Source organism: Pantoea sp. USHLN298, from assembly GCF_037149395.1.
Taxonomy (GTDB): domain Bacteria; phylum Pseudomonadota; class Gammaproteobacteria; order Enterobacterales; family Enterobacteriaceae; genus Pantoea; species Pantoea astica.
This window is the reverse complement of sequence record NZ_JBBCRO010000001.1, coordinates 324,498-346,233: the sequence shown is the minus strand read 5'-3', so window position 1 is coordinate 346,233 and position 21,736 is coordinate 324,498. Positions and strand designations below refer to the sequence as shown.

Annotated in this window: 20 protein-coding genes; 1 reads left to right on the top strand and 19 read right to left on the bottom strand. The window is 57.0% G+C overall.

Annotated features, from left to right (window positions below):
- Positions 1-167 precede the first annotated feature (167 nt).
- The 12 genes from ybgE to sdhC form a co-directional block, all read right to left on the bottom strand.
- On the bottom strand, positions 168-461 hold the full coding sequence (gene ybgE / locus WFK59_RS01770; RefSeq protein WP_233984883.1) for a cyd operon protein YbgE: 294 nt from the start codon (positions 459-461) through the stop codon (positions 168-170).
- Positions 461-565 carry a cytochrome bd-I oxidase subunit CydX gene (cydX, locus tag WFK59_RS01765; protein ID WP_094119676.1) on the bottom strand — a complete coding sequence of 35 codons (105 nt, stop codon included), beginning with the start codon at positions 563-565 and terminating at the stop codon, positions 461-463. Before cydX ends, ybgE begins: the two co-directional genes overlap by 1 nt.
- Positions 566-580: 15 nt before the next feature.
- Entirely contained in the window at positions 581-1,720 is a 1,140-nt protein-coding gene (gene cydB / locus WFK59_RS01760; protein WP_336754879.1) for a cytochrome d ubiquinol oxidase subunit II, read from the bottom strand.
- An 11-nt stretch (positions 1,721-1,731) separates the two neighbouring features.
- A complete protein-coding gene (cydA, locus tag WFK59_RS01755; RefSeq protein WP_336754878.1) occupies positions 1,732-3,303 on the bottom strand; it encodes a cytochrome ubiquinol oxidase subunit I in 1,572 nt (523 codons plus the stop codon).
- 577 nt (positions 3,304-3,880) lie between these two features.
- Entirely contained in the window at positions 3,881-4,756 is an 876-nt protein-coding gene (gene sucD, locus WFK59_RS01750; RefSeq protein ID WP_021508535.1) for a succinate--CoA ligase subunit alpha, read from the bottom strand.
- The gene (gene sucC / locus WFK59_RS01745; RefSeq protein WP_046288453.1) at positions 4,756-5,922 is read right to left on the bottom strand and encodes an ADP-forming succinate--CoA ligase subunit beta; all 1,167 of its coding nucleotides are present in this window, start codon (positions 5,920-5,922) and stop codon (positions 4,756-4,758) included. Before sucC ends, sucD begins: the two co-directional genes overlap by 1 nt.
- A gap of 70 nt (positions 5,923-5,992) precedes the next feature.
- Positions 5,993-7,213, bottom strand: a complete 1,221-nt coding sequence (odhB, locus tag WFK59_RS01740; protein WP_233984886.1) for a 2-oxoglutarate dehydrogenase complex dihydrolipoyllysine-residue succinyltransferase — start codon at positions 7,211-7,213, stop codon at positions 5,993-5,995.
- 15 nt (positions 7,214-7,228) lie between these two features.
- Positions 7,229-10,036 (bottom strand): 2-oxoglutarate dehydrogenase E1 component, encoded by a 2,808-nt coding sequence (sucA, locus tag WFK59_RS01735; RefSeq protein WP_233984887.1) that lies wholly within the window; start codon positions 10,034-10,036, stop codon positions 7,229-7,231.
- A 205-nt stretch (positions 10,037-10,241) separates the two neighbouring features.
- Positions 10,242-10,958: a succinate dehydrogenase iron-sulfur subunit gene (locus tag WFK59_RS01730; protein WP_233988207.1), complete on the bottom strand. Its 717-nt coding sequence runs from the start codon at positions 10,956-10,958 to the stop codon at positions 10,242-10,244.
- A gap of 14 nt (positions 10,959-10,972) precedes the next feature.
- Positions 10,973-12,739 (bottom strand): succinate dehydrogenase flavoprotein subunit, encoded by a 1,767-nt coding sequence (gene sdhA / locus WFK59_RS01725; protein ID WP_336754877.1) that lies wholly within the window; start codon positions 12,737-12,739, stop codon positions 10,973-10,975.
- Positions 12,740-13,087, bottom strand: a complete 348-nt coding sequence (sdhD, locus tag WFK59_RS01720; protein ID WP_233984889.1) for a succinate dehydrogenase membrane anchor subunit — start codon at positions 13,085-13,087, stop codon at positions 12,740-12,742.
- Positions 13,081-13,470, bottom strand: a complete 390-nt coding sequence (gene sdhC, locus WFK59_RS01715; protein WP_046288454.1) for a succinate dehydrogenase cytochrome b556 subunit — start codon at positions 13,468-13,470, stop codon at positions 13,081-13,083. The genes sdhD and sdhC overlap by 7 nt, the downstream gene beginning before the upstream one ends.
- Before the next feature lie 632 nt (positions 13,471-14,102).
- On the opposite strand from sdhC, the gene WFK59_RS01710 reads away from it, so the two are divergent.
- A complete protein-coding gene (locus WFK59_RS01710; RefSeq protein ID WP_233984890.1) occupies positions 14,103-15,386 on the top strand; it encodes a citrate synthase in 1,284 nt (427 codons plus the stop codon).
- A gap of 638 nt (positions 15,387-16,024) precedes the next feature.
- On the opposite strand, the gene nei is transcribed toward WFK59_RS01710, so the two are convergent.
- The 7 genes from nei to pxpB are packed head-to-tail and all read right to left on the bottom strand — an operon-like array spanning position 16,025 to position 21,585.
- On the bottom strand, positions 16,025-16,813 hold the full coding sequence (nei, locus tag WFK59_RS01705; RefSeq protein ID WP_336754876.1) for an endonuclease VIII: 789 nt from the start codon (positions 16,811-16,813) through the stop codon (positions 16,025-16,027).
- Between the two features lie 11 nt (positions 16,814-16,824).
- Complete coding sequence (pcp, locus tag WFK59_RS01700) at positions 16,825-17,472, bottom strand: pyroglutamyl-peptidase I (protein ID WP_336754875.1); 648 nt, start codon at positions 17,470-17,472, stop codon at positions 16,825-16,827.
- Positions 17,473-17,478: 6 nt separating this feature from the next.
- A complete protein-coding gene (locus WFK59_RS01695; RefSeq protein ID WP_336754874.1) occupies positions 17,479-18,498 on the bottom strand; it encodes a DUF979 domain-containing protein in 1,020 nt (339 codons plus the stop codon).
- Positions 18,495-19,223, bottom strand: a complete 729-nt coding sequence (locus tag WFK59_RS01690; RefSeq protein WP_336754873.1) for a DUF969 domain-containing protein — start codon at positions 19,221-19,223, stop codon at positions 18,495-18,497. The genes WFK59_RS01695 and WFK59_RS01690 overlap by 4 nt, the downstream gene beginning before the upstream one ends.
- Before the next feature lie 52 nt (positions 19,224-19,275).
- Positions 19,276-20,013 carry a 5-oxoprolinase subunit PxpA gene (gene pxpA, locus WFK59_RS01685; RefSeq protein WP_336754872.1) on the bottom strand — a complete coding sequence of 246 codons (738 nt, stop codon included), beginning with the start codon at positions 20,011-20,013 and terminating at the stop codon, positions 19,276-19,278.
- Complete coding sequence (gene pxpC, locus WFK59_RS01680) at positions 20,003-20,935, bottom strand: 5-oxoprolinase subunit PxpC (protein WP_336754871.1); 933 nt, start codon at positions 20,933-20,935, stop codon at positions 20,003-20,005. Before pxpC ends, pxpA begins: the two co-directional genes overlap by 11 nt.
- On the bottom strand, positions 20,929-21,585 hold the full coding sequence (gene pxpB, locus WFK59_RS01675) for a 5-oxoprolinase subunit PxpB (protein WP_336754870.1): 657 nt from the start codon (positions 21,583-21,585) through the stop codon (positions 20,929-20,931). Before pxpB ends, pxpC begins: the two co-directional genes overlap by 7 nt.
- Positions 21,586-21,736: the final 151 nt, after the last annotated feature.

The following is a 21,736-nucleotide window of genomic DNA, read 5'->3' as shown; positions in this document are numbered from 1 at the left end:
GCCTCGTTTTAAACGTTGCTACTATACGCAAGACAAATCGGGTTTGGAATGGGTCGCCAGAGCCAGGCGAAAATAATTATCGCACCGAAACAAACGGAACGATTTCAGGGAGATTTCTTGACCGGACGCTGACAAAAACTCACTCACAGCGTCGATATGGCGGGAGATTAAGCGTAAAAGCGATAAAGCGCGATAAACAGCACCCCCATTGCCGGTAAGGGAGAAAATAGCGCCTGCCATCGGGTATGTTGTGGCCGGAAACCGACGCCGTGGATCACGCCACAGCAGATCGCCCAAATCAGCACCACCGCCTGCAGTGCAGGCAGCCGGCCTGCGTGGTCGGCAAAGCGCGTCGGGTCCCACAGCACGCCGCCAGCCGTCACCAGCGCCAGCAGCAGTGAAAGGGCCCGTAACGGGCCCTTATCCATCAGACCATAGAGCATCTGAATCACGGTACGCATCAGTGTGTCTCATCCTGCGCATCGACATGCTCAATCGCCAGTGCGGTGACGATACCAAAGGCACAGGCCAGCAAGGTGCCAAGAATCCAGGCAAAATACCACATGCGTCGTCTCCTTAATCAGTAGAGTGAGTGACTGTTGCTTTCAATGTGCTCTTTGGTGATGCGACCGAACATCTTCCAGTAACACCAGCTGGTGTAGGCAAGAATGATCGGTACGAAAATCACCGCGGCGACGGTCATAATTTTCAGGGTGAGCAGACTGGAGGTGGCATCCCACATCGTCAGGCTCATTCCCGGCACCGTGCTGGATGGCATGATGAACGGGAACATCGCGATACCGGCGGTCATGATGACGCAGGCCAGCGTCAGGGAAGAGAACAGGAACGCCCAGGCGCCCTTCTCAACCCGTGAGCAGAGGATGGTCAGCAGCGGCAGCACAGCGCCCAGCACCGGGAACAGCCACAGCACAGGATGATTCTGGAAGTTGACCATCCAGGCACCCGCTTCGCGCACCACGGTTTTACCCAATGGGTTAGAGGCAGCGAAGTGATCGATGGTGCTGGTGACCACGTAGCCATCAATTCCATATTTGACCCAGACGCCCGCCAGTACGAAGCAGACCATCATCACCAGCGCCGCCAGTTGTGCCGCAGTGCGTGACCGCAGATGCAGTTCACCGGTGGTGCGCATCTGCAGGTAGGTCGCGCCCTGCGCCAGAATCATCGCGACGCTGACCACGCCTGCCAGCAGGCCAAACGGATTCAGCAGCTGGAAGAAGTTACCGGTATAGAACAGGCGCAGATACTCATCAGCATGGAACGGTACGCCCTGCAACAGGTTACCGAACGCCACGCCAATCACCAGCGGTGGCACGAAGCTGCCGATGAAGATGCCCCAGTCCCAGGCACCGCGCCAGCGGTTGTCTTCAATCTTCGAGCGGTAATCGAAACCCACCGGACGGAAGAACAGCGAGGCGAGCACCAGAATCATCGCCACATAGAAGCCGGAAAACGCGGCGGCATAGACCATCGGCCAGGCAGCAAACAGCGCGCCGCCCGCCGTGATCAGCCACACCTGATTGCCATCCCAGTGCGGCGCAATCGAGTTAATCATGATGCGGCGTTCGGTATCGTTGCGGCCCAGAATGCGCGTCAGCATACCGACGCCCATATCAAAGCCATCCGCGACCGCAAAGCCAATCAGCAGGACGCCTATCAGCAGCCACCAGACAAAGCGCAGTACTTCATAATCAAACATGATCCTTCTCCTTATCCCTGCACCGGCTGGGTGATCGCCGTGATCTGTTCATGATGGTAACGCCCGGTTTTCAGGCTGCTCGGCCCGAGGCGGGCAAATTTAAACATCAGGTACATCTCAGCTATCAGGAACATCGTGTAGAGGCCGCAGATCAGGATCATGGAGAACAGCAGATCGCCCGTGGTCAGCGACGAGTTGGCGACCGCGGTCGGCAGCACTTCACCGATCGCCCACGGCTGACGACCATATTCGGCCACAAACCAGCCCGATTCGATGGCAATCCACGGCAGCGGGATACCAAACAGCGCCGCTTTCAGTAACCAGCGATTCTTACCGATGCGGTTACGGATCACGCTCCAGAACGCCAGGGTCATCACACCCAGCAGCAGCACGCCGCAAAGAACCATGATGCGGAAGGCGAAGTAAAGCGGAGCCACGCGCGGGATGGAATCCTGCGTCGCCTGCTGAATCTGTGCTTCGGTCGCATCCGCCACGTTGTCGGTATAGCGCTTCAGCAGCAGGCCATAACCAAGATCCTGTTTATGGGCGTTGAACGCATCGCGTACTGCCGGGTCCTGGCTGCCGCCACGCAGTTCATTCAGCAAGGCGTAGGCTTTCATGCCGTTACGGATACGCACTTCATGCTGCGCCATCAGATCTTTCAGACCGGTCACTGGCGTGTCGGTGGATCGGGTCGCGATCAGGCCGAGCAGCCACGGGATTTGAATGGCATATTTGTTTTCGCGGGTTTCCTGATCCGGCAGGCCAAACAGGGTAAATGACGCAGGCGCGGGCTGGGTTTCCCATTCCGCTTCAATCGCTGCCAGCTTGGTTTTCTGCACGTCGCCCATCTCATAACCAGACTCATCACCCAGCACGATTACCGACAGTATCGCCGCCATGCCAAAGCTGGCCGCAATGGCGAACGAGCGTTTAGCAAAGGCGAAGTCACGCCCTTTCAGCATGTACCAGGCGCTGATGCCCATAATGAACATCGCACCGGTGGTGTAACCGGCTGCCACGGTATGAACGAATTTCACCTGCGCAACCGGGTTCAGCACCAGCTCAGAGAAGCTGACCATCTCCATACGCATGGTTTCGAAGTTGAACTCAGAGGCGATGGGGTTCTGCATCCAGCCGTTGGCCACCAGAATCCACAGCGCAGACATGTTTGAGCCAAGCGCCACCAGCCAGGTCACCGCCAGATGCTGCACTTTGCCCAGCCGATCCCAGCCAAAAAAGAACAGACCGACAAAGGTGGATTCGAGGAAGAACGCCATCAGGCCTTCAATGGCGAGCGGCGCACCGAAAATATCGCCGACGTAGTGAGAATAATAGGACCAGTTGGTGCCGAACTGAAATTCCATCGTCAGACCGGTAGCCACACCCAGCGCAAAGTTAATACCAAATAACTTGCCCCAGAATTTAGTCATATCTTTATAAATTTGTTTACCGCTCAGGACGTAAACCGTTTCCATGATCGCCAGCAAAAACGCCATACCCAGCGTTAAAGGCACGAACAGAAAATGGTACATCGCCGTTAAGGCAAACTGTAACCGCGACAGCTCGACGATATCTAACATAATGACTCCTTGCTCCTCGCATTATCTCGTTACGCGCGCGTCAGCGGCGCGCGTAATCTGAGTCAGGAACGACTGTTTATTAATTCCAGTTTTTTTATACCCGGCGGAACCGGTAAATGAGCTGCCCGATGCTGGCAAATAACGGGTAAAGCAGCCCTGAGTGTCAACGCAGCGCTATCTTCAACGTAAGCAGAAACAACAGAAAAGAGGGTGTCATCCCCGGTCAGAGCAAACGTTTGAAAGTTTGTGTAAAAGGCTGGATTGATGCAGCGCAATTTACGCCTTTAACGCTGCGCTTTGCCAGCGGAATAGTTGGTTATAACTTGCCGATAATTGATCTGGATTAACGCAATAAGTTTCCAGATATGTTCAGGTAGGTTTCTTGTTATCAGGATGTCATCGTCGCGCTGAATATTATTTAAAAAAGGTTACCTTTGACCTATTTAATTAACGTTGGCGGTTTTTAGAGGATGATTCAGCGCGGTATCCGGCCCAGCCGCACCAAGCTCTGGCGGCCGTTTAACCGCATAAAAAAAGCCACCCGCATGAGGTGGCTTTGTTGTCGGAACGGTCCGGCTTATTTCGCTGGCAGTACCGCTTTCACGGCATCACCAATGTCAGCCAGGCTGCGAACGGTTTTCACGCCCGCTGCTTCCAGCGCCGCAAACTTCTCGTCAGCGGTGCCTTTACCACCGGCAATGATGGCGCCCGCATGGCCCATACGCTTGCCTTTAGGTGCCGTCACACCCGCGATGTAACCAACGACCGGTTTGGTGACGTGCTCTTTGATGAACGCCGCCGCTTCTTCTTCCGCGCTGCCACCGATCTCACCGATCATCACGATCGCTTCGGTCTGTGGATCGTCCTGGAACATTTTCAGGATGTCGATGAAGTTAGAACCTGGGATCGGGTCGCCGCCGATGCCGACGCAGGTCGACTGGCCGTAACCGATGTCCGTGGTCTGCTTAACCGCTTCATAGGTCAGTGTCCCTGAACGTGACACGATGCCGACGCGGCCCGGCTGGTGAATGTGGCCCGGCATGATGCCGATTTTGCATTCGCCTGGGGTGATCACGCCTGGGCAGTTTGGACCGATCATCCGCACGCCTGCTTCATCCAGCTTCACTTTCACCGTCAGCATATCCAGCGTCGGGATGCCTTCGGTGATGGTGATGATCAGTTTAATGCCCGCATCGATCGCTTCGAGGATGCCATCTTTACAGAACGGTGCCGGTACGTAGATGACGGTGGCGGTTGCGCCGGTCGCTTCTACGGCTTCGCGCACGGTATTGAACACCGGCAGACCAAGGTGCGTGGTGCCGCCTTTGCCTGGCGTCACGCCGCCAACCAGTTGGGTGCCGTAAGCCAGCGCCTGCTCAGAATGGAAAGTCCCCTGGCCACCGGTGAAACCCTGGCAAATGACTTTGGTGTTTTTGTCGATCAGAATGGACATTATTTACCCTCCGCGGCAGCAACAACACGCTGTGCGGCGTCTGTCAGGCTGGTTGCTGCAATGATGTTCAGACCGCTGTCCGCCAGTTTCTGGGCGCCCAGCTCGGCGTTGTTACCTTCCAGACGTACCACGACTGGTACGTTAACACCCACTTCAGCCACTGCGCCGATGATGCCGTCGGCAATCAGGTCGCAGCGTACGATACCGCCGAAGATGTTAACAAACACGGCTTTCACCGCATCGTCAGACAGGATGATTTTGAAGGCTTCTGTGACGCGCTCTTTGGTTGCGCCGCCGCCGACATCAAGGAAGTTGGCTGGCTGACCGCCGTGGTGCTTAACGATGTCCATGGTACCCATCGCCAGACCTGCGCCGTTCACCATACAACCGATGTTGCCTTCCAGCGCAACATAGTTCAGTTCCCACTGTGTGGCATGGGCTTCACGCGGATCTTCCTGGCTTGGATCGCGCATTTCGCGCAGTTCTGGCTGACGGAACAGGGCATTGCCATCGGCACCCAGTTTGCCATCCAGGCAGATCAGATCGCCCTGCTTAGTGATCACCAGCGGGTTGATCTCAACCATCGCCAGATCGCGCTCCAGGAACAGCGTCGCCAGACCCATAAAGATCTTGGTGAACTGACCCACCAGCTTACCGGACAAGCCCAGTTTGAATGCCAGCTCACGGCCCTGATAAGGCTGTGGACCGGTCAGGGGATCAAGCGCCATTTTGTGGATCAGGTGCGGGGTCTCTTCCGCCACTTTTTCGATTTCCACGCCGCCTTCGGTTGAGGCCATGAAGATCACGCGACGCGTTGCACGATCGACCACCGCACCCAGGTAAAGCTCCTGATCGATGTCGGTCGCTGCTTCAACCAGAATCTGGTTGACCGGCTGGCCATTGGCGTCTGTCTGGTAGGTCACCAGGCGTTTGCCCAGCCAGTTTTCAGCAAAGGCACGGATCTCTTCTTTGCTGTTAACCACTTTCACACCGCCCGCTTTACCGCGGCCACCGGCATGAACCTGACATTTTACTACCCACGGGCCTGCGCCAATTTTCGAGGCTGCTTCTTCCGCTTCACGTGGTGTAGTACAGGCGTAACCGGTCGGTGCTGGCATGCCATACCGTGCAAACAGTTGTTTCGCCTGGTATTCGTGTAAGTTCATGATGTTCTATCCATTCAGGTCTGAAAAGAGTAAAGAGGTTGGGCGCGCGGCGAGGCGCGCCCGATGAAAATCAGACATCCAGCAGCAGGCGCGCCGGGTCTTCCAGCATCTCTTTCACCGCAACCAGGTAGCCGACAGATTCACGGCCATCGATCAGACGGTGATCGTAGGAGAGCGCCAGATACATCATTGGCAGCACCACCACCTGACCATTGACCGCCATCGGACGATCTTTGATGGCGTGCATACCGAGGATGGCACTCTGTGGCGGGTTGATGATCGGTGTAGACATCAGGGAACCGAACACACCGCCGTTGGTGATGGTGAAGTTACCGCCGGTCAGATCCTCAACCGTCAGCTTGCCGTCACGGCCTTTCACCGCCAGTTCTTTAATTTTCTTCTCGATGTCAGCCATGCTCAGTGCATCAACATCGCGCAGCACTGGCGTGACCAGACCGCGTGGCGTCGAGACGGCAATGCTGACGTCGAAGTAGTTGTGGTAAACCACATCTTCGCCATCGATGGAGGCATTCACTTCCGGATAGCGTTTCAGCGCTTCAACAACCGCTTTAATGTAGAACGACATGAAGCCCAGACGCACGCCGTGACGCTTCTCGAACGCCTCACCATACTGCTTACGCAGATCCATGATTGGCTTCATGTTGATTTCGTTGAAGGTGGTCAGCATCGCAGTGCTGTTCTTCGCTTCCAGCAGACGTTCAGCCACGCGCTTACGCAGACGGGTCATCGGCACGCGTTTTTCGCTGCGGTTTGCCACAGCAGGCTGCGGCGCGCTGTCAGCGGCAGGTGCAGCGGCTTTCGGCGCAGCAGGCTTGTTGGCCAGATGTTTTTCAACATCTTCACGGGTCAGACGACCACCAACACCGCTGCCTTTGATCTGCGAAGCGTCGAGGTTATGTTCCGCGATCAGACGGCGAATGGCCGGGCTGAGCGCATCATTGCTCTCTTCTTCCAGGGAGGCGGTCTGACGCTGAGCCGGAGTCGACTCTTTGCTTTCAGACTTCGCGCTGCTCTCTTTACCGCCGCTGTTGCCCTCTTTCAGACGGCCCAGGATCTGGCGTGAAGTGACGGTTGCGCCCTCATCTTCCAGCACGGCTTCTAAGATGCCGTCAGCGGATGCCGGCACTTCCAGCACCACTTTGTCAGTTTCAATTTCAACCAGCACTTCATCGCGAGTCACTGCATCGCCTGGTTTTTTGTGCCAGGTTGCCACGGAGGCATCGGCAACCGATTCAGGCAGGTCGGGAACGAGAATATCTACGCTACTCATTATCTTTCCTTTTAATTAATTAACGTTCAGCGCGTCATTAACCAGGTCTTGCTGCTGTTTTTGGTGTACGGACATGTAACCCACGGCCGGTGAAGCGGATGCCGGACGGCCTGCATAACGCAAGGTGGCGCCAAACGGCACGACTTCGCGGAAATGGTGCTGACTGCAGTACCATGCACCCTGATTCAGTGGCTCTTCCTGACACCAGACAAAATCCTGCACGTGGGAATACGCTTTTAAAGCTTCCTGTACCGCTTGATGCGGGAACGGATAGAGCTGCTCGATGCGCACGATAGCCACATCGGTCTGCTCATTTTTACGGCGCTGTTCCAGCAGGTCGTAATAGACTTTACCGGAGCACAACACCACGCGTTTCACGCCCTGCGGATCGAGATCGTCGATTTCGCCAATCGCCGGTTTGAAGCTGCCGTTAGCCAGCTCATCCAGCGTGGAGATCGCCAGCGGATGACGCAGCAGCGATTTCGGTGACATCACAATCAGTGGACGACGCATTCCGCGCAGCGCCTGACGACGCAGCATGTGATAAACCTGCGCTGGCGTAGACGGCACGCAGACCTGCATGTTCTGCTCAGCGCAGAGTTGCAGATAGCGCTCAAGGCGTGCTGAGGAGTGCTCAGGACCCTGACCTTCATAGCCGTGCGGCAGCAGCATCACCAGGCCACACATCCGGCCCCATTTCTGCTCACCGGAGCTGATGAACTGGTCGATCACCACCTGGGCACCGTTGGCGAAGTCACCAAACTGCGCTTCCCAGATGGTCAGGATACGCGGTTCTGCAGTGGCATAACCATATTCAAACGCCAGCACCGCCTCTTCTGACAGCACGGAGTCCCAGACTTTGAACTGGCCCTGACCACTGTGCACATGGTGCAGCGGGGTATAGGTTGAGCCGTTCGCCTGGTTGTGGACCACTGCGTGACGGTGGAAGAAGGTACCGCGACCAGTATCTTCGCCCGACAGGCGAACCGGGATACCTTCATCTACCAGCGTGGCATAGGCCAGGTTTTCCGCGCCGCCCCAGTCAAAGGCTTTTTCACCTTCGGCCATCAGTCGGCGATCGTTGTAGATCTTGGCAACGCGTGACTGGACTTCAACCTCTTCCGGCACCTGGCTGATACGCAGCGCCAGTTCCTTCAGACGTTTCATGTCGACCTGGGCCGGATATGGCTCATCCCACTCGTGGTTGAGGTAAGGCGACCAGGTAAAGGAGTGCAGGCTCATCGGACGCCATTCCGGCACCACGCATTCGCCGGCATCCAGCGCATCGCGGTAGAGATTGACCATCTCGGTCGCATCTTCCTGAGTGGCAACCCCTTCGCTCTCCAGACGGTCAGCGTAGATTTTACGCGGCGTCGGATGCTTTTTGATTTTCTGGTACATCAGCGGCTGGGTCGCACTCGGCTCATCGGCTTCGTTGTGACCATGACGGCGATAGCAGACCAGATCGATAAACACATCACGCTTAAAGGTGTTGCGATAATCGAGCGCCAGACGGGTAACAAACGCCACCGCTTCCGGATCATCCGCATTGACGTGGAAAATCGGTGCCAGCACCATTTTGCCGATGTCGGTGCAATAAGGCGTTGAGCGCGCATCTTTCGGGTTGGAGGTGGTGAAGCCAACCTGGTTGTTGATCACGATGCGAACGGTACCGCCCACTTCGTAACCGCGCGCCTGGGACATGTTCAGGGTTTCCTGCACCACGCCCTGGCCGATCACAGCGGCATCACCGTGAATGGTGATCGGTAACACTTTGTTGCTGCTTGGCTCTTCCAGACGATCCAGACGGGCACGCACTGACCCCATCACCACCGGGCTGACGATCTCCAGGTGCGATGGGTTAAACGCCAGCGCCAGGTGGACCAGGCCGCCTTCGGTTTCGACGTCAGACGAGAAGCCCATGTGGTACTTCACGTCACCGGTACCGAGGTGCTCTTTATGCTTACCGGCGAACTCGTCGAACAGATCCTGCGGCTTTTTACCCAGCACGTTGATCAGAACGTTGAGACGACCACGGTGCGCCATACCCAGTACCACTTCACGGGTACCGCTTTTACCGGCATGGCGAATCATTTCGCGCAGCATCGGCACCAGCGCATCGCCGCCTTCCAGCGAGAAGCGTTTGGCGCCCGGGAATTTAGCCCCGAGATATTTTTCCAGACCTTCTGCCGCGGTCAGCTCTTTCAGGAAACCTTTTTTCTCTTCGCTGCTGAATGACGCATGGCCCACCGCCGATTCAAGACGCTGCTGAATCCAGCGTTTCTCGTCGGTGTTGTTGATGTGCATATACTCCGCACCAATCGAGCCACAGTAAGTCTGGGTCAGCGCCTCGAACAGATCGGCCAGCTTCATGGTCTCTTTGCCGATGGCAAACGAACCTACGTTAAAGCTTTCCTGAAAATCGGCGTCGGTCAGATCGTGAAAAGCCGGGTCCAGATCGGCAACCCGATCCTGCTTCCACAGGCCGAGCGGATCGAGATTGGCGTGCTGATGGCCGCGGAAACGGAACGCGTTAATCAGCTGCAGCACTTTCACTTGCTTGGAGTTGGTTTCTGGATCGGAGACAGATGAGGTGTAACGAGATGCGTCTTTCGCCAGGCGACGGAAGTACTCACGTGTGGTGGAGTGAAACTGCTCAGGTTTCATTCCGGTGCCCGGTAACTGTTGGAACATCGAGCGCCACACTGCATCGACAGAGTCAGGATCGGTCAGGAAATCCTCATAGAGTTGCTCTATGTAAGACTGGTTCGCGCCGGCCAGCCAGGAGGAGTCCAGCCAGGGCTTCATCGCGCTGTTCTGCATTGTGATCCCTTAAGCATTGCTATGCTTTTTTGAGGTTTCATTTGTTGCCGCTTTCGCGGTTTGCCGTAGTGAGTTCAGCGATACGAGCACTGTGCGCAGCGCGCGCGTGGCCCGTAAGGGAACCTTTGTAAACGTGGTACCAGACCGCGCTTACAGAGGCTTCCGTAAACCACCGGGAACCTGAGGTTCCCGGATGGTGTGGTGCTTATGCCCCGCGTTGCAGCAGCATCGACTTAATGTGGCCGATGGCGCGCGTCGGGTTCAGCCCTTTCGGGCATACGCTCACACAGTTCATAATGCTGTGACAGCGGAATACACTGAAAGCGTCGTTCAGATTGTCGAGACGCGCATCGGTTTCGGTGTCGCGGCTGTCGATCAGGAAGCGGTACGCGGCCAGCAGGCCAGCAGGTCCGATAAACTTCTCCGGATTCCACCAGAACGATGGGCATGAGGTTGAACAACAGGCACAGAGAATACATTCATATAATCCGTCCAGATGCTCGCGCTCATCCGGCGATTGCAGATGCTCGCGTGCCGGCGGATTTTCCCCATTATTCAACAGGAAAGGCTTAATTTTCTCATATTGTGCATAAAACTGGCTCATGTCTACCACCAGGTCACGCACCACCGGTAAACCGGGCAGCGGACGGATAACAATTTTCTGTTTACCGTTGCCTAACGCCGAGACTGGCGTGATACAGGCCAGACCGTTTTTACCGTTCATGTTGAGGCCGTCAGAGCCGCACACGCCTTCACGGCAGGAGCGACGAAACGCCAGCGTCGGATCTTTCTCTTTCAGACGGATCAGCGCATCCAGCAGCATCATGTCGCGACCATCTTCCGCTTCCAGGCTGTACTCCTGCATCCGCGGTTTGTCATCGACCTCTGGATTGTAGCGATAAATTGAAAACTCGAGTCTCATCATCGTCTCCGAAATTAGTAGGTACGCACTTTCGGCGGGAAGGCCGCGCGCAGTTTCGGCTGCATGTTCACCTCACGGCGCGTCATGCTTTCGGTTTCCGGGACATAAAGACTGTGGCACAGCCAGTTTTCATCATCACGATCCGGGAAGTCGAAGCGACTATGCGCACCGCGGCTCTCGGTGCGATAGTTAGCCGCCACCGCCGTGGCAAACGCCGTCTCCATCAGGTTATCCAGTTCCAGACACTCAATACGCTGGGTGTTGAAGTCCGGTGAGCGGTCATCCAGACGCGCCGATTTCAGGCGTTCACGAATCACTTTCAGCTCTTCCAGGCCCTGCGCCATGGCATCGCCTTCACGGAAGACCGAGAAGTTATTCTGCATGCAACGCTGCAGTGCTTTACGAATCTCAACCGGGTCTTCACCGCTGGTGTTGTTTTCCCAGCGGTTGAAGCGCGCCATCGCCGCATCAATTTCCTCTTCAGAGGCATCACGCAGATCGCCCTGCTCCTGAATGCTTTCCAGCAGATGCAGACCGGCCGCACGGCCAAAGACCACCAGGTCGAGCAGCGAGTTGCCGCCCAGACGGTTGGCACCGTGAACCGATACGCAGGCGATTTCGCCCACCGCAAACAGCCCTGGAATCACCACGTCTTCGCCCTGCTCATTCACCCGCAGTGCCTGTCCGGTCACTTTGGTTGGAATGCCGCCCATCATGTAGTGACAGGTCGGAATTACCGGGATCGGCTCTTTAATCGGGTCAGCATGAGCAAAGGTGCGCGACAGCTCAAGAATGCCTGGCAGACGTGACTCCAGCACCTCTTTACCCAGGTGATCGAGCTTCAGTTTAATGTGCGGGCCCCACGGACCATCGCAGCCGCGACCTTCACGGATTTCGATCATCATCGAGCGCGCAACTACGTCACGGCCCGCCAGATCTTTGGCATTCGGCGCATAACGCTCCATGAAGCGCTCGCCATGTTTATTCAGCAGATAACCACCTTCACCACGGCAGCCTTCAGTCACCAGCACGCCAGCGCCGGCGATGCCGGTTGGGTGGAACTGCCACATTTCCATATCCTGCACCGGTACGCCGGCGCGCAGCGCCATGCCGACACCGTCACCGGTGTTGATGTGCGCATTGGTGGTGGACTGGTAGATACGCCCCGCGCCGCCAGTGGCCAGCACGGTAGCTTTGGCTTTGAAGTAAACGGTTTCACCGGTTTCGATACAAATCGCGGTACAGCCAACCACGGCGCCGTCGGCATTTTTCACCAGATCCAGCGCATACCACTCAGAAAAGATAGTGGTCTTATTTTTCAGGTTCTGCTGGTAGAGCGTGTGCAGCAGGGCGTGACCGGTACGGTCCGCTGCCGCCGCGGTACGTGCCGCCTGCTCGCCGCCGAAGTTCTTCGACTGACCACCAAACGGACGCTGATAGACACGGCCATCATCCAGACGCGAGAACGGCAGACCCATGTGCTCCAGCTCCAGAATCGCTTCCGGGCCGGTTTTACACATATATTCAATCGCGTCCTGGTCACCGATATAGTCGGAGCCTTTGACGGTGTCGTACATGTGCCATTCCCAGTTATCTTCATGGGTATTACCCAGCGCGACGGTAATACCGCCCTGCGCAGATACGGTGTGGGAACGGGTCGGGAAAACTTTGGATAACAGGGCACAGCTCTGGCCGGCCTGGGAGATTTGCAGTGCGGCTCGCATTCCTGCGCCACCTGCGCCGATCACCACGGCATCAAACTCTCTGATTGGCAAACTCATTTACACACCCCACACCACAACAAATCCATAGATCGCATACCACAACAGCGCCACCACAATCACAAACTGCAACAACAGACGGGTTGCCAGTGGTTTGACGTAGTCAGTCAACACCTGCCACATACCGATCCAGCCGTGGATCAGAATGGAAAACAGCGTCAGCAGGGTGAACACTTTGGTGAATGCGGAAGCGAAGAAGCCACGCCACAGCTCATACGTCAGCGTGTCTGTCATCACCACAAAACCGAGGATATAGACGATGTAGAGCGTAATCAGAATTGACGTTGCCCGCAGCAGCAGCCAGTCCTGAATGCCGTTGCGACCCAACGCGGATGCATTGCTTACCATACGAGGACTCCCGCCAGAATTGCCAGCACGACAGTGATCACAAAAGTCATATAAGCCGAACGTTTACCCACCTGCAGGGTTTCAGCCAGATAACCAAAATCCATCAACATATGACGAATCCCGCTCACCGCGTGATAGGCCAGCGCCGTTAAAATGCCCCACATGATGAACTTCGCGAAGAAGCCATCCATGATGGTTGCAGCGTGCTGGAAACCTTCCGGAGAGGAGAGAGAGAGACCGAGCAGCCACAGCAGGATGCCAAGGGCAACCAATGTGATTACGCCGGAGACGCGGTGAAGAATGGACGATATTGCAGTAACGGGAAACCGGATCGTCGAGAGATCCAAGTTGACAGGTCTTTGTTTTTTCACGGTTTTGCCCACACAGCTCTTTTTTATTTTGCTTCCTCCGGACCTGAGGCGGAGTCTAATCACAACGCGTGGCAGACTTTAACCGTCACCAAAAAAGCAACATCCAGTGTTAATTGACGCGGTAGAAACGCTGGGTGGCTCCTGGTGTCAGGGTGTTCCGGAGACCTGGCTGGAGTATAGGAGGATCACATTCTGATTACAATTCCCCTACAAACTCTTTGGTAAATTTTAGGTGGAACAGTGATCCTACTCACGATTTTCACAAATGATACAATTTTAATTATCTGATTTGACAATAGTTCAACAATTCAGTTACAAACTAACGCTACAAATTCCTATGATGCACAAAAGTTATGGGGATACACTTTCCCCTAAGCGCAAGTTATGTAACATTGCGAACGTAAGCATTAAAAAGCATCAGGTTATTGGTTACCAAGAAGTTATGTCCTGACCGGATCTTTAACAACCGCGATATGCAGCATGTCCATGGCTCTACGGTTCCTGCTGGGAACGCGCCTCTCACTCTGTACCCTGCACCAGCCATAAGACAGCAGAGTGATGCTGTGAAGTTTTGCCAACCGCAACATGAACGCGTTTCAGGTGTCTAAAGATCTTTACCTGCCTAAGGCGCTATGGAGACGAAAATGACAGATAAAAAAGTGACGCTAACCCTACAAGATGAAACGTCCGTTGAACTGGATGTGCTGCAAGGCACGCTGGGCCAGGATGTGGTTGATGTCCGCGCCCTCGGCTCCAGTGGACTCTTTACCTTCGATCCGGGTTTCACCTCTACCGCATCCTGCGAATCAAAAATCACCTTTATTGATGGTGATGAAGGTATCCTGTTGCACCGCGGCTTCCCGATCGCCCAGCTGGCGACCCACTCTAACTATCTGGAAGTTTGCTACATCCTGCTGAATGGCGAAGCGCCAAATCAGAAGCAGTTTGAAGAATTTCGTACCACCGTTACCCGTCATACCATGATTCATGAGCAGATCACCCGTCTGTTCCACGGTTTCCGTCGTGATTCGCATCCGATGGCGGTGATGTGTGGTGTGACCGGCGCACTGGCGGCGTTTTACCACGATTCGCTGGACGTAAACATTGAGCGTCACCGCGAAATCGCCGCGTTCCGCCTGCTTTCCAAAATGCCGACCATGGCCGCGATGTGCTACAAATACTCCATCGGCCAGCCGTTCGTTTATCCGCGTAATGACCTCTCTTATGCCGGTAACTTCCTGCACATGATGTTCGCCACGCCGTGCGAAGAGTACAAGGTTAACCCGGTACTGGAACGCGCCATGGACCGTATCCTGATCCTGCATGCTGACCATGAGCAGAACGCCTCAACCTCGACCGTGCGTACCGCTGGTTCTTCTGGCGCGAACCCATTTGCCTGTATCGCGGCGGGCATCGCCTCCCTGTGGGGACCGGCGCACGGCGGCGCGAACGAAGCTACGCTGCGTATGCTGGAAGAGATCAGCACCGTTGAGCACATTCCTGAATTTGTGAAGCGTGCCAAAGATAAAAATGACTCCTTCCGCCTGATGGGCTTTGGTCACCGGGTCTACAAGAACTACGATCCGCGCGCGACCGTGATGCGCGATACCTGCCATGAAGTGCTGAATGAGCTGGGTATGAAGGACGATCTGCTGGAAGTGGCGATGGAGCTGGAACACATTGCGCTGAACGACCCGTACTTCATCGAGCGCAAACTCTATCCAAACGTCGATTTCTACTCTGGCATTATTCTGAAAGCGATGGGTATCCCGTCATCCATGTTTACCGTGATCTTCGCGATGGCGCGTACCGTTGGCTGGATTGCACACTGGAAAGAGATGCACGACGAAGGGATGAAAATTGCCCGTCCACGTCAGCTCTACACCGGTTATACCGAGCGCGAATTTAACTCGCAGCTGGACAAATAAACGTTATTTCCCAACATAAAAACGGGGCCATCTGGCCTGATGCTTGTCAGTTAAGGTTAAATTTGCAAAAGCTGTCACGGTCACGTGGCAGCTTTTTTTCTGCGCGAGCGTGCCGGAGTGCGGGCCTGAGCACCTCTGCTGCTGCCGGGCCGTCCTCGCGCCGCTGCGCGGTTCCTTCGGCTTTGACGTCGTGCCGACGAACCGTTCGGGGATCGGCCTTACCTGGCCGGCCCCGAACTGTCCACGCTTCCCGGCGTGGACTTCTGGCTCAACGTCACGCCTCAGCGCTGCGGATAGCCCTTTCAGCAGCAGAGGCGCTCAGGCCTCCACTATCGTGCCCTTTTTAACAGCACGCACTGAAGTTTCAGAGCAGGCGGGGGGCGATCAGGGGCAGGCAATCCGCAGCGCTGAACGGAATGAGTCTGCCAGGAGAGCCCGCAGGACGCGGGCGAAAGGCGGGGCGGCACAGGATGTGCCATCCCCGGCGGTCCGTCAGGCAGAGGAATGAAGTGAAGGTACCGCGCAGCGGCGCGAGGACCGCCAGCCCCTGAGCGGCACCAGGCTGCGTTATCACCTGTCGATTAACTGACGAGCATCAGGCCATCTGGCCCCGTTTTTTTAATGTCACCGTCAGGCATTCAGTGCTGACAGCCCGGACACCAGTAAAAAGGGCGTGATGAAAGCGTGCCCTTCTCAATCACCGTGCCACAGCGCCGGCATTTCTTGCCCTGCCGGTGAAACACCTCAAACTGAAACGCCGCCTCGTGGTGATATTTCTTCATGGTGCCACGCATTCGATAGGCGTGGCGCGGCACCGATAACAGCGCCTCGCTGAATGCAGTCAGCTGATCCTCGTTCAGCGCCTGCGCCCGGTGATGCGGCAGCAACTGCGCCAGCCAGAGGATCTCAGCGCGCAGGTAATTGCCCAGCCCGGCCAGAAAAGCCTGATCGAGCAACAGCCCACTGAACTGACGCCGCCGGAAACGCGGTGACAGCAGCCGCAGCTTCACCTCCTCCCCTGTCAGCGCACTGTTGAGCACATCCGGCCCGATGCGGTTAAGAAACGGGTGCGCGGCCAGCGTGTCGGCATTCAGTAGTTCAATATCTGACGCGCTATACAGCAGAATCGCCTGACTGGCCGTGGCCAGCCGCACCCGTAGCTGCCGGGTGGTCTGTAATACCGTTTCCGGTGTCACAATGCGCCAGACGCCATATAGCTGATTATGGCTGTAGAGCGTCAGACCGTTGCTGAAATGTGTCAGCAACGCCTTGCCGCGCGTCTCAATCGCCTCTACCTGTTCACCCATCAGCGCCGGTTCATAGGTTTTCAGTTCGGGAAAGGCAAACCACGCCTCGGTTAACGGCTGGCCAACAATCGCTGTTTCAAGCTGATCCGCCACCCGGCGAATCTCTGGTCCTTCAGGCATGGTGAATCCTCTTAATGGGTGGCGCCGCCAGCCAGTTTCAGATCCTCAGCGGTTTCCAGCGTGATCCGGACCGCAATCTCCAGCGCCTGAATCACATTCGCGGCCGACATGCTTGGCGCGCCCGGATGCTGCGCCGCCTGTTCCGGCAGATAAGGAATGTGGATGAAACCGCCGCGCACCGGCGTCTCCTGCTGTGCCAGCCAGTGCAGCAGGCCATACATCACCCGGTTGCAGGTAAAGGTGCCGGCAGTCTGGGAGACCGAGGCGGGAATCCCCGCCTCACGCAGTGCGGCGACAATCGCCTTGATCGGCAGACGCGAGAAATAGGCCGCCGGGCCATCCGCGACAATCGCTTCATCCACCGGCTGACGGCCGGCATTATCGGGGATACGCGCGTCATCAACGTTAATACCGATGCGTTCAACGGTAATGTCGCTGCGCCCGCCCGCTTGCCCGACCGACAGAATCGCATCCGGTTTTACCTCATCCAGCGCCTGGTAAAGCACATCCAGCACGTCAGAAAAGACCACCGGCAGCTGACGGATAACGATCCGCGCGCCAGCAATCTCTTTGCCTTCCAGCGCACTGACCGATTCCCACGAGGGGTTAATGCTTTCACCGCCAAAGGGTTCAAAGGCGGTCATCAGGACAGTTTTCATTCAGCCTCACAGGAACATCAGAAAATAGAGCAGGAAAATGTTAACGATTAACAGTAGCACACCGGTCGGGACCTGAGCTTTGATCACCGCGTTACGGTCCGGCAGCTCCAGCAGCGCCGCCGGGACGATGTTAAAGTTAGCCGCCATCGGCGTCATCAGCGTGCCGCAGTAACCGGAGAACATCCCGATGGCGGCCATCACCGCCGGGTTGCCGCCGTGCTGCAGCACCAGAATCGGAATGCCCACGCCAGCGGTGATAATCGGAAACGCAGCAAAGGCGTTACCCATCACCATGGTCAGCAGCGCCATACCGCCGGCATAAACCGCCACCGCGATAAAGCGGCTGTCCACCGCCAGATACGTTTCCGTAAGATGAGAAATCGCACTGCCGACCCCAGCCGTGGTAAACAACAGGCCGAGGGTGGCGAGGATTTGCGGCAGAATAAACGCCCAGCCGATCGCATCGAGCAGCCGTCGCGTCTCCTGCATCGACTGCACCGGTTTCTCATGAGTCAGTTTCAGCGCCACCAGCCAGCCAATCAGGCAGCCGATCATCATCGAAAACAGCGTTACCAGCGTCGCATGGTTACCGGGACCAAACACCCACTCCTGTAAGCCTGGAATATGGTTAAAAGCCAGCACGCCTGCCACCGTCACCACCGGGATCGCCAGCGCTGGCAGGAACAGTTTATTGCGCAGTCGCAGCGCGCTGGCCTGTTTTTCTTCATCAGTGCGCTGATGATAGCGGCCCAGCTTCACGCCGCCTAAGCCAGCGATCAAGGCCATCACCACCACCGCGACGCCGACGCCAATGTTCAGCATTCGGGTGCCGGCTGCCGCCGATCCCATCCACTGCGTCATCAGGTGCGTGGTCCAGTCGCCGACCAGAAAAATCAGTCCATACAGCGCCCAGAACAGACCGGTGGTTACGCGGCGCGGATTGGCGCGATCGCCCCAGGAAAGAATGGCCACCACCAGCAGGATCAGGCCTGCCAGCCACATCAGATATTGTTGCTGAAACATCACTGCCCTCCTTTGGCTTTCAATGCCTGACCGTTCAGCGTCTGTAACTCACGCGCCAGGCGACGATCCAGCCGCACCAGACGGGCCGAGTGGATCAGAAAGGCGGCCACAGCGGTCGGGATGCCCCACAGGGCGATATGCAGCGGTTCGGTCTGGATCCCGGCCGACTCCTGCATAAAGTTGTGCATGAAGATGATGGCGCCAAAGGCGACAAAAATATCCTCGCCAAAGAACAGGCCGACGTTATCGGTGGCCGCTGACATGGCGCGCAGGCGATGGCGCACCTCTGGCGAGACGTCACCGTAGCGATTTTCCGTCGCCCCTTCCGCCATCGGTGCCAGCAGCGGGCGCACCATCTGCGGATGCCCGCCGAGGCTGGTCAGCCCCAGCGCTGCAGTCAGTTCGCGCACCAGCAGATAGACGATCAGCAGACGTCCGGCGGTAGCCGTCTTAATCTGGGCGATCCACGCCTGCGCCCGCTCTTTCAGACCGTGACGTTCCAGCAGACCAATGACCGCCAGCGGCAGCAACAGAATCAGCGGCAGGTTACGGGTGTTAAGAAAGCCTGAACCGAGCTTTTCCAGAATGTCGGCTAGCGGCATCATGGCCGCTAAACCAGTGACGAAACCGGCGACAATCACCACCAGTACCGGATTAAAACGTAATACGAAGCCGATGATAATGGCTGCAATGCCAAGCAGCGGCCAGAGATTTACCACGCTATCCATCTTTTCCCCTTAGAGTATGAAAAAGCCCGGATAGAGCCGGGCTAAAAGTATTTCAGGCGCTGGTGACGCAGATTTGCTGAGCGGCAAAAGCATCACGCAGTCGCCGGGCAAACTGCAGCGCATGTGCACCGTCGCCATGCAGGCAGACGGTTTGCGCCTTAACCGCGACCCATTCCCCGCTGATACTCTGTACTCTGCCCTGCTGTACCATATTCAGCGTTTGATCAATCGCCTGCTGTTCATCCTCAATCAGCGCACCGGGCTGACTGCGCGGCACCAGCGCTCCGCTGCTGAGGTAACCGCGGTCAGCAAACACCTCTTCACGGGTACGCAGACCGTAGTGCGCCGCCGCCCGAATCGATTCGCTGCCCGCCAGTCCAACCACAATCAGCTGGCTGTCCACTGCCTTGATCGCGCGGGCAATGGCATCAGCCAGCACCGCGTCTGCCGCCGCCTGGTTGTAGAGCATACCGTGCGGCTTAACATGCACCAGCCGCGCGCCTTCGCTTTCTGCCAGACTTTTCAGCGCCCCAATCTGATAGATCATCTGGGCGTAGACCGTTTCCGGCGGCAACTGCATCGCGCTGCGGCCAAAGTTCTCGCGATCGGGGTAAGCCGGATGCGCCCCAATGGCCACACCCGCCGCCTGCGCCCAGCGCACCGATTGCAGCATGGTCTGTGCATCACCGGCGTGAAAGCCACAGGCGATGTTAGCGGAGCTGACCAGTTGCAGCAGTGCGCGATCGCTGTCGCAGCCTTCGCCCAGATCGGCATTTAAATCAATCTTCATCAGCGAGTCCCCATACCATCTGATCCAGCGCCCGTTGCTGGTGCTGACGCGCCTGCATCGCCTCCGGCAAGGTGCAATGAATAAAGTGAATCGGTTCACCCAGGCGGATTTGCGCCAGGTGATAGAGATCGGCCTCAATGATGCAGGCGATACGCGGATAGCCGCCGGTGGTCTGGGCATCCGCCATCAGCACGATCGGCTGACCGTTAGGCGGCACCTGCACCACGCCAGGCACCAGACCGTGCGACAGCAGTTCGCGCGAGGTTTCCCGGTTGAGCTGACGCCCCTCCAGCCGGTAACCCATCCGGTTGCTTTGCGGGCTGAGTTTCCAGGCGGTGCGCCAGAATGCCTGCTGCGCCTCGCGACTAAATTCGTGATATTCCGGCCCAGGCAGCGCCCGGATGCGGTTGCCCCACAGCAGTTGCCGCACGCCCGCCTTGCGCGCAAACTGGCGGGTCGGTTTCCCGAGCGGCAGACAGTCGCCATCCTGCAGTTTACGTCCGTGGAAACCGCCAAATCCGGCTTTCAGATCGGTGCTGAATGAACCGAGCATTTCAGGCAGATCGAAGCCACCCTGCACCGCCAGATAACTGCGCATCCCGCGCACCGGCATCGCCAGTGACAGCACCTGCCCTTTTTTAACCGGGGTACGCCAGCCGGTCCACACCGGCTTACCGTCCAGCTCGGCGTTACAGCCTGCGCCGGTCAGCGCAAACCAGCCTGCGCGGGTAAATTCCGCTTTGAACTGGCCCAGCACCATCTCCACCACCGCGCTATCAGGGGAATTACCCACCAGCAAGTTAGCGGTGGTCATGGCGGGCTGATCCAGCACCCCACCGAGGCTGATGCCATACTGTCGCCAGCCGTGACGGCCCGCATCCTGAATCGTCGCTGCCAGTCCGGCCCGCAGAATCCTCAACATACGCCCTCCTTTTGCGGTACAAAGCGCACGGTATCGCCGGGACGCAGTAACGTCGGCGGTTGTTGCAGCGGATCGAACAGCGCGATGGGCGTCTGACCGATTAACTGCCAGCCGCCCGGTGACGCCAGCGGATAAACACCGGTCTGGCTGCCGCCGATACCCACCGAGCCCGCGGGTACTGAGACCCGTGGCTCTGCCCGCCGTGGCGTATGCAGGCGCGGATCAAGCCCACCCAGATAGGGGAAGCCGGGCTGGAAACCGATAAAATAGACCACATATTCGCTGCTGCTGTGCAGCTCAACTACCTGACTGATCGAGAGCAAGGCCTGCTCCGCCACCACCGCCAGGTCCGGACCCGCTTCGCCGCCATAGATCACCGGAATATCAACCTGACGCGACGCTGGCAACTGCGCTTCACTCTCCTCCCACCAGCGCTGTAAACGCTCAATGGCGTCCAGCGCGCTCTGCTGCGGATCACGCAGTATCAGGGTGATGTTGTTCATGCCGGGGATCACCTCCAGCACGCTCCCGAACGCCTGCAGGCGCTGATTCAGTCCCCAGATTCGTTGCTGGCTGGCCAGCGATATCGGGGGTTCAAGCTCCAGCACCACCGCGCGCTCACCCAGTAAATAACAACGTGCTCGTTGCAACAGCGACCTCCCGTTAAGCTGAAATCCGGCGCGCCAGAAACATTCAGGCGCACGGCTCAGCCGTTTGCTTATCTACTCAAAGCAAATAGTTATGCGAAAGTGACAGAGGCGTGTCAACAGATTTAGGTCCTGCACGGGATGCAGGACCTGT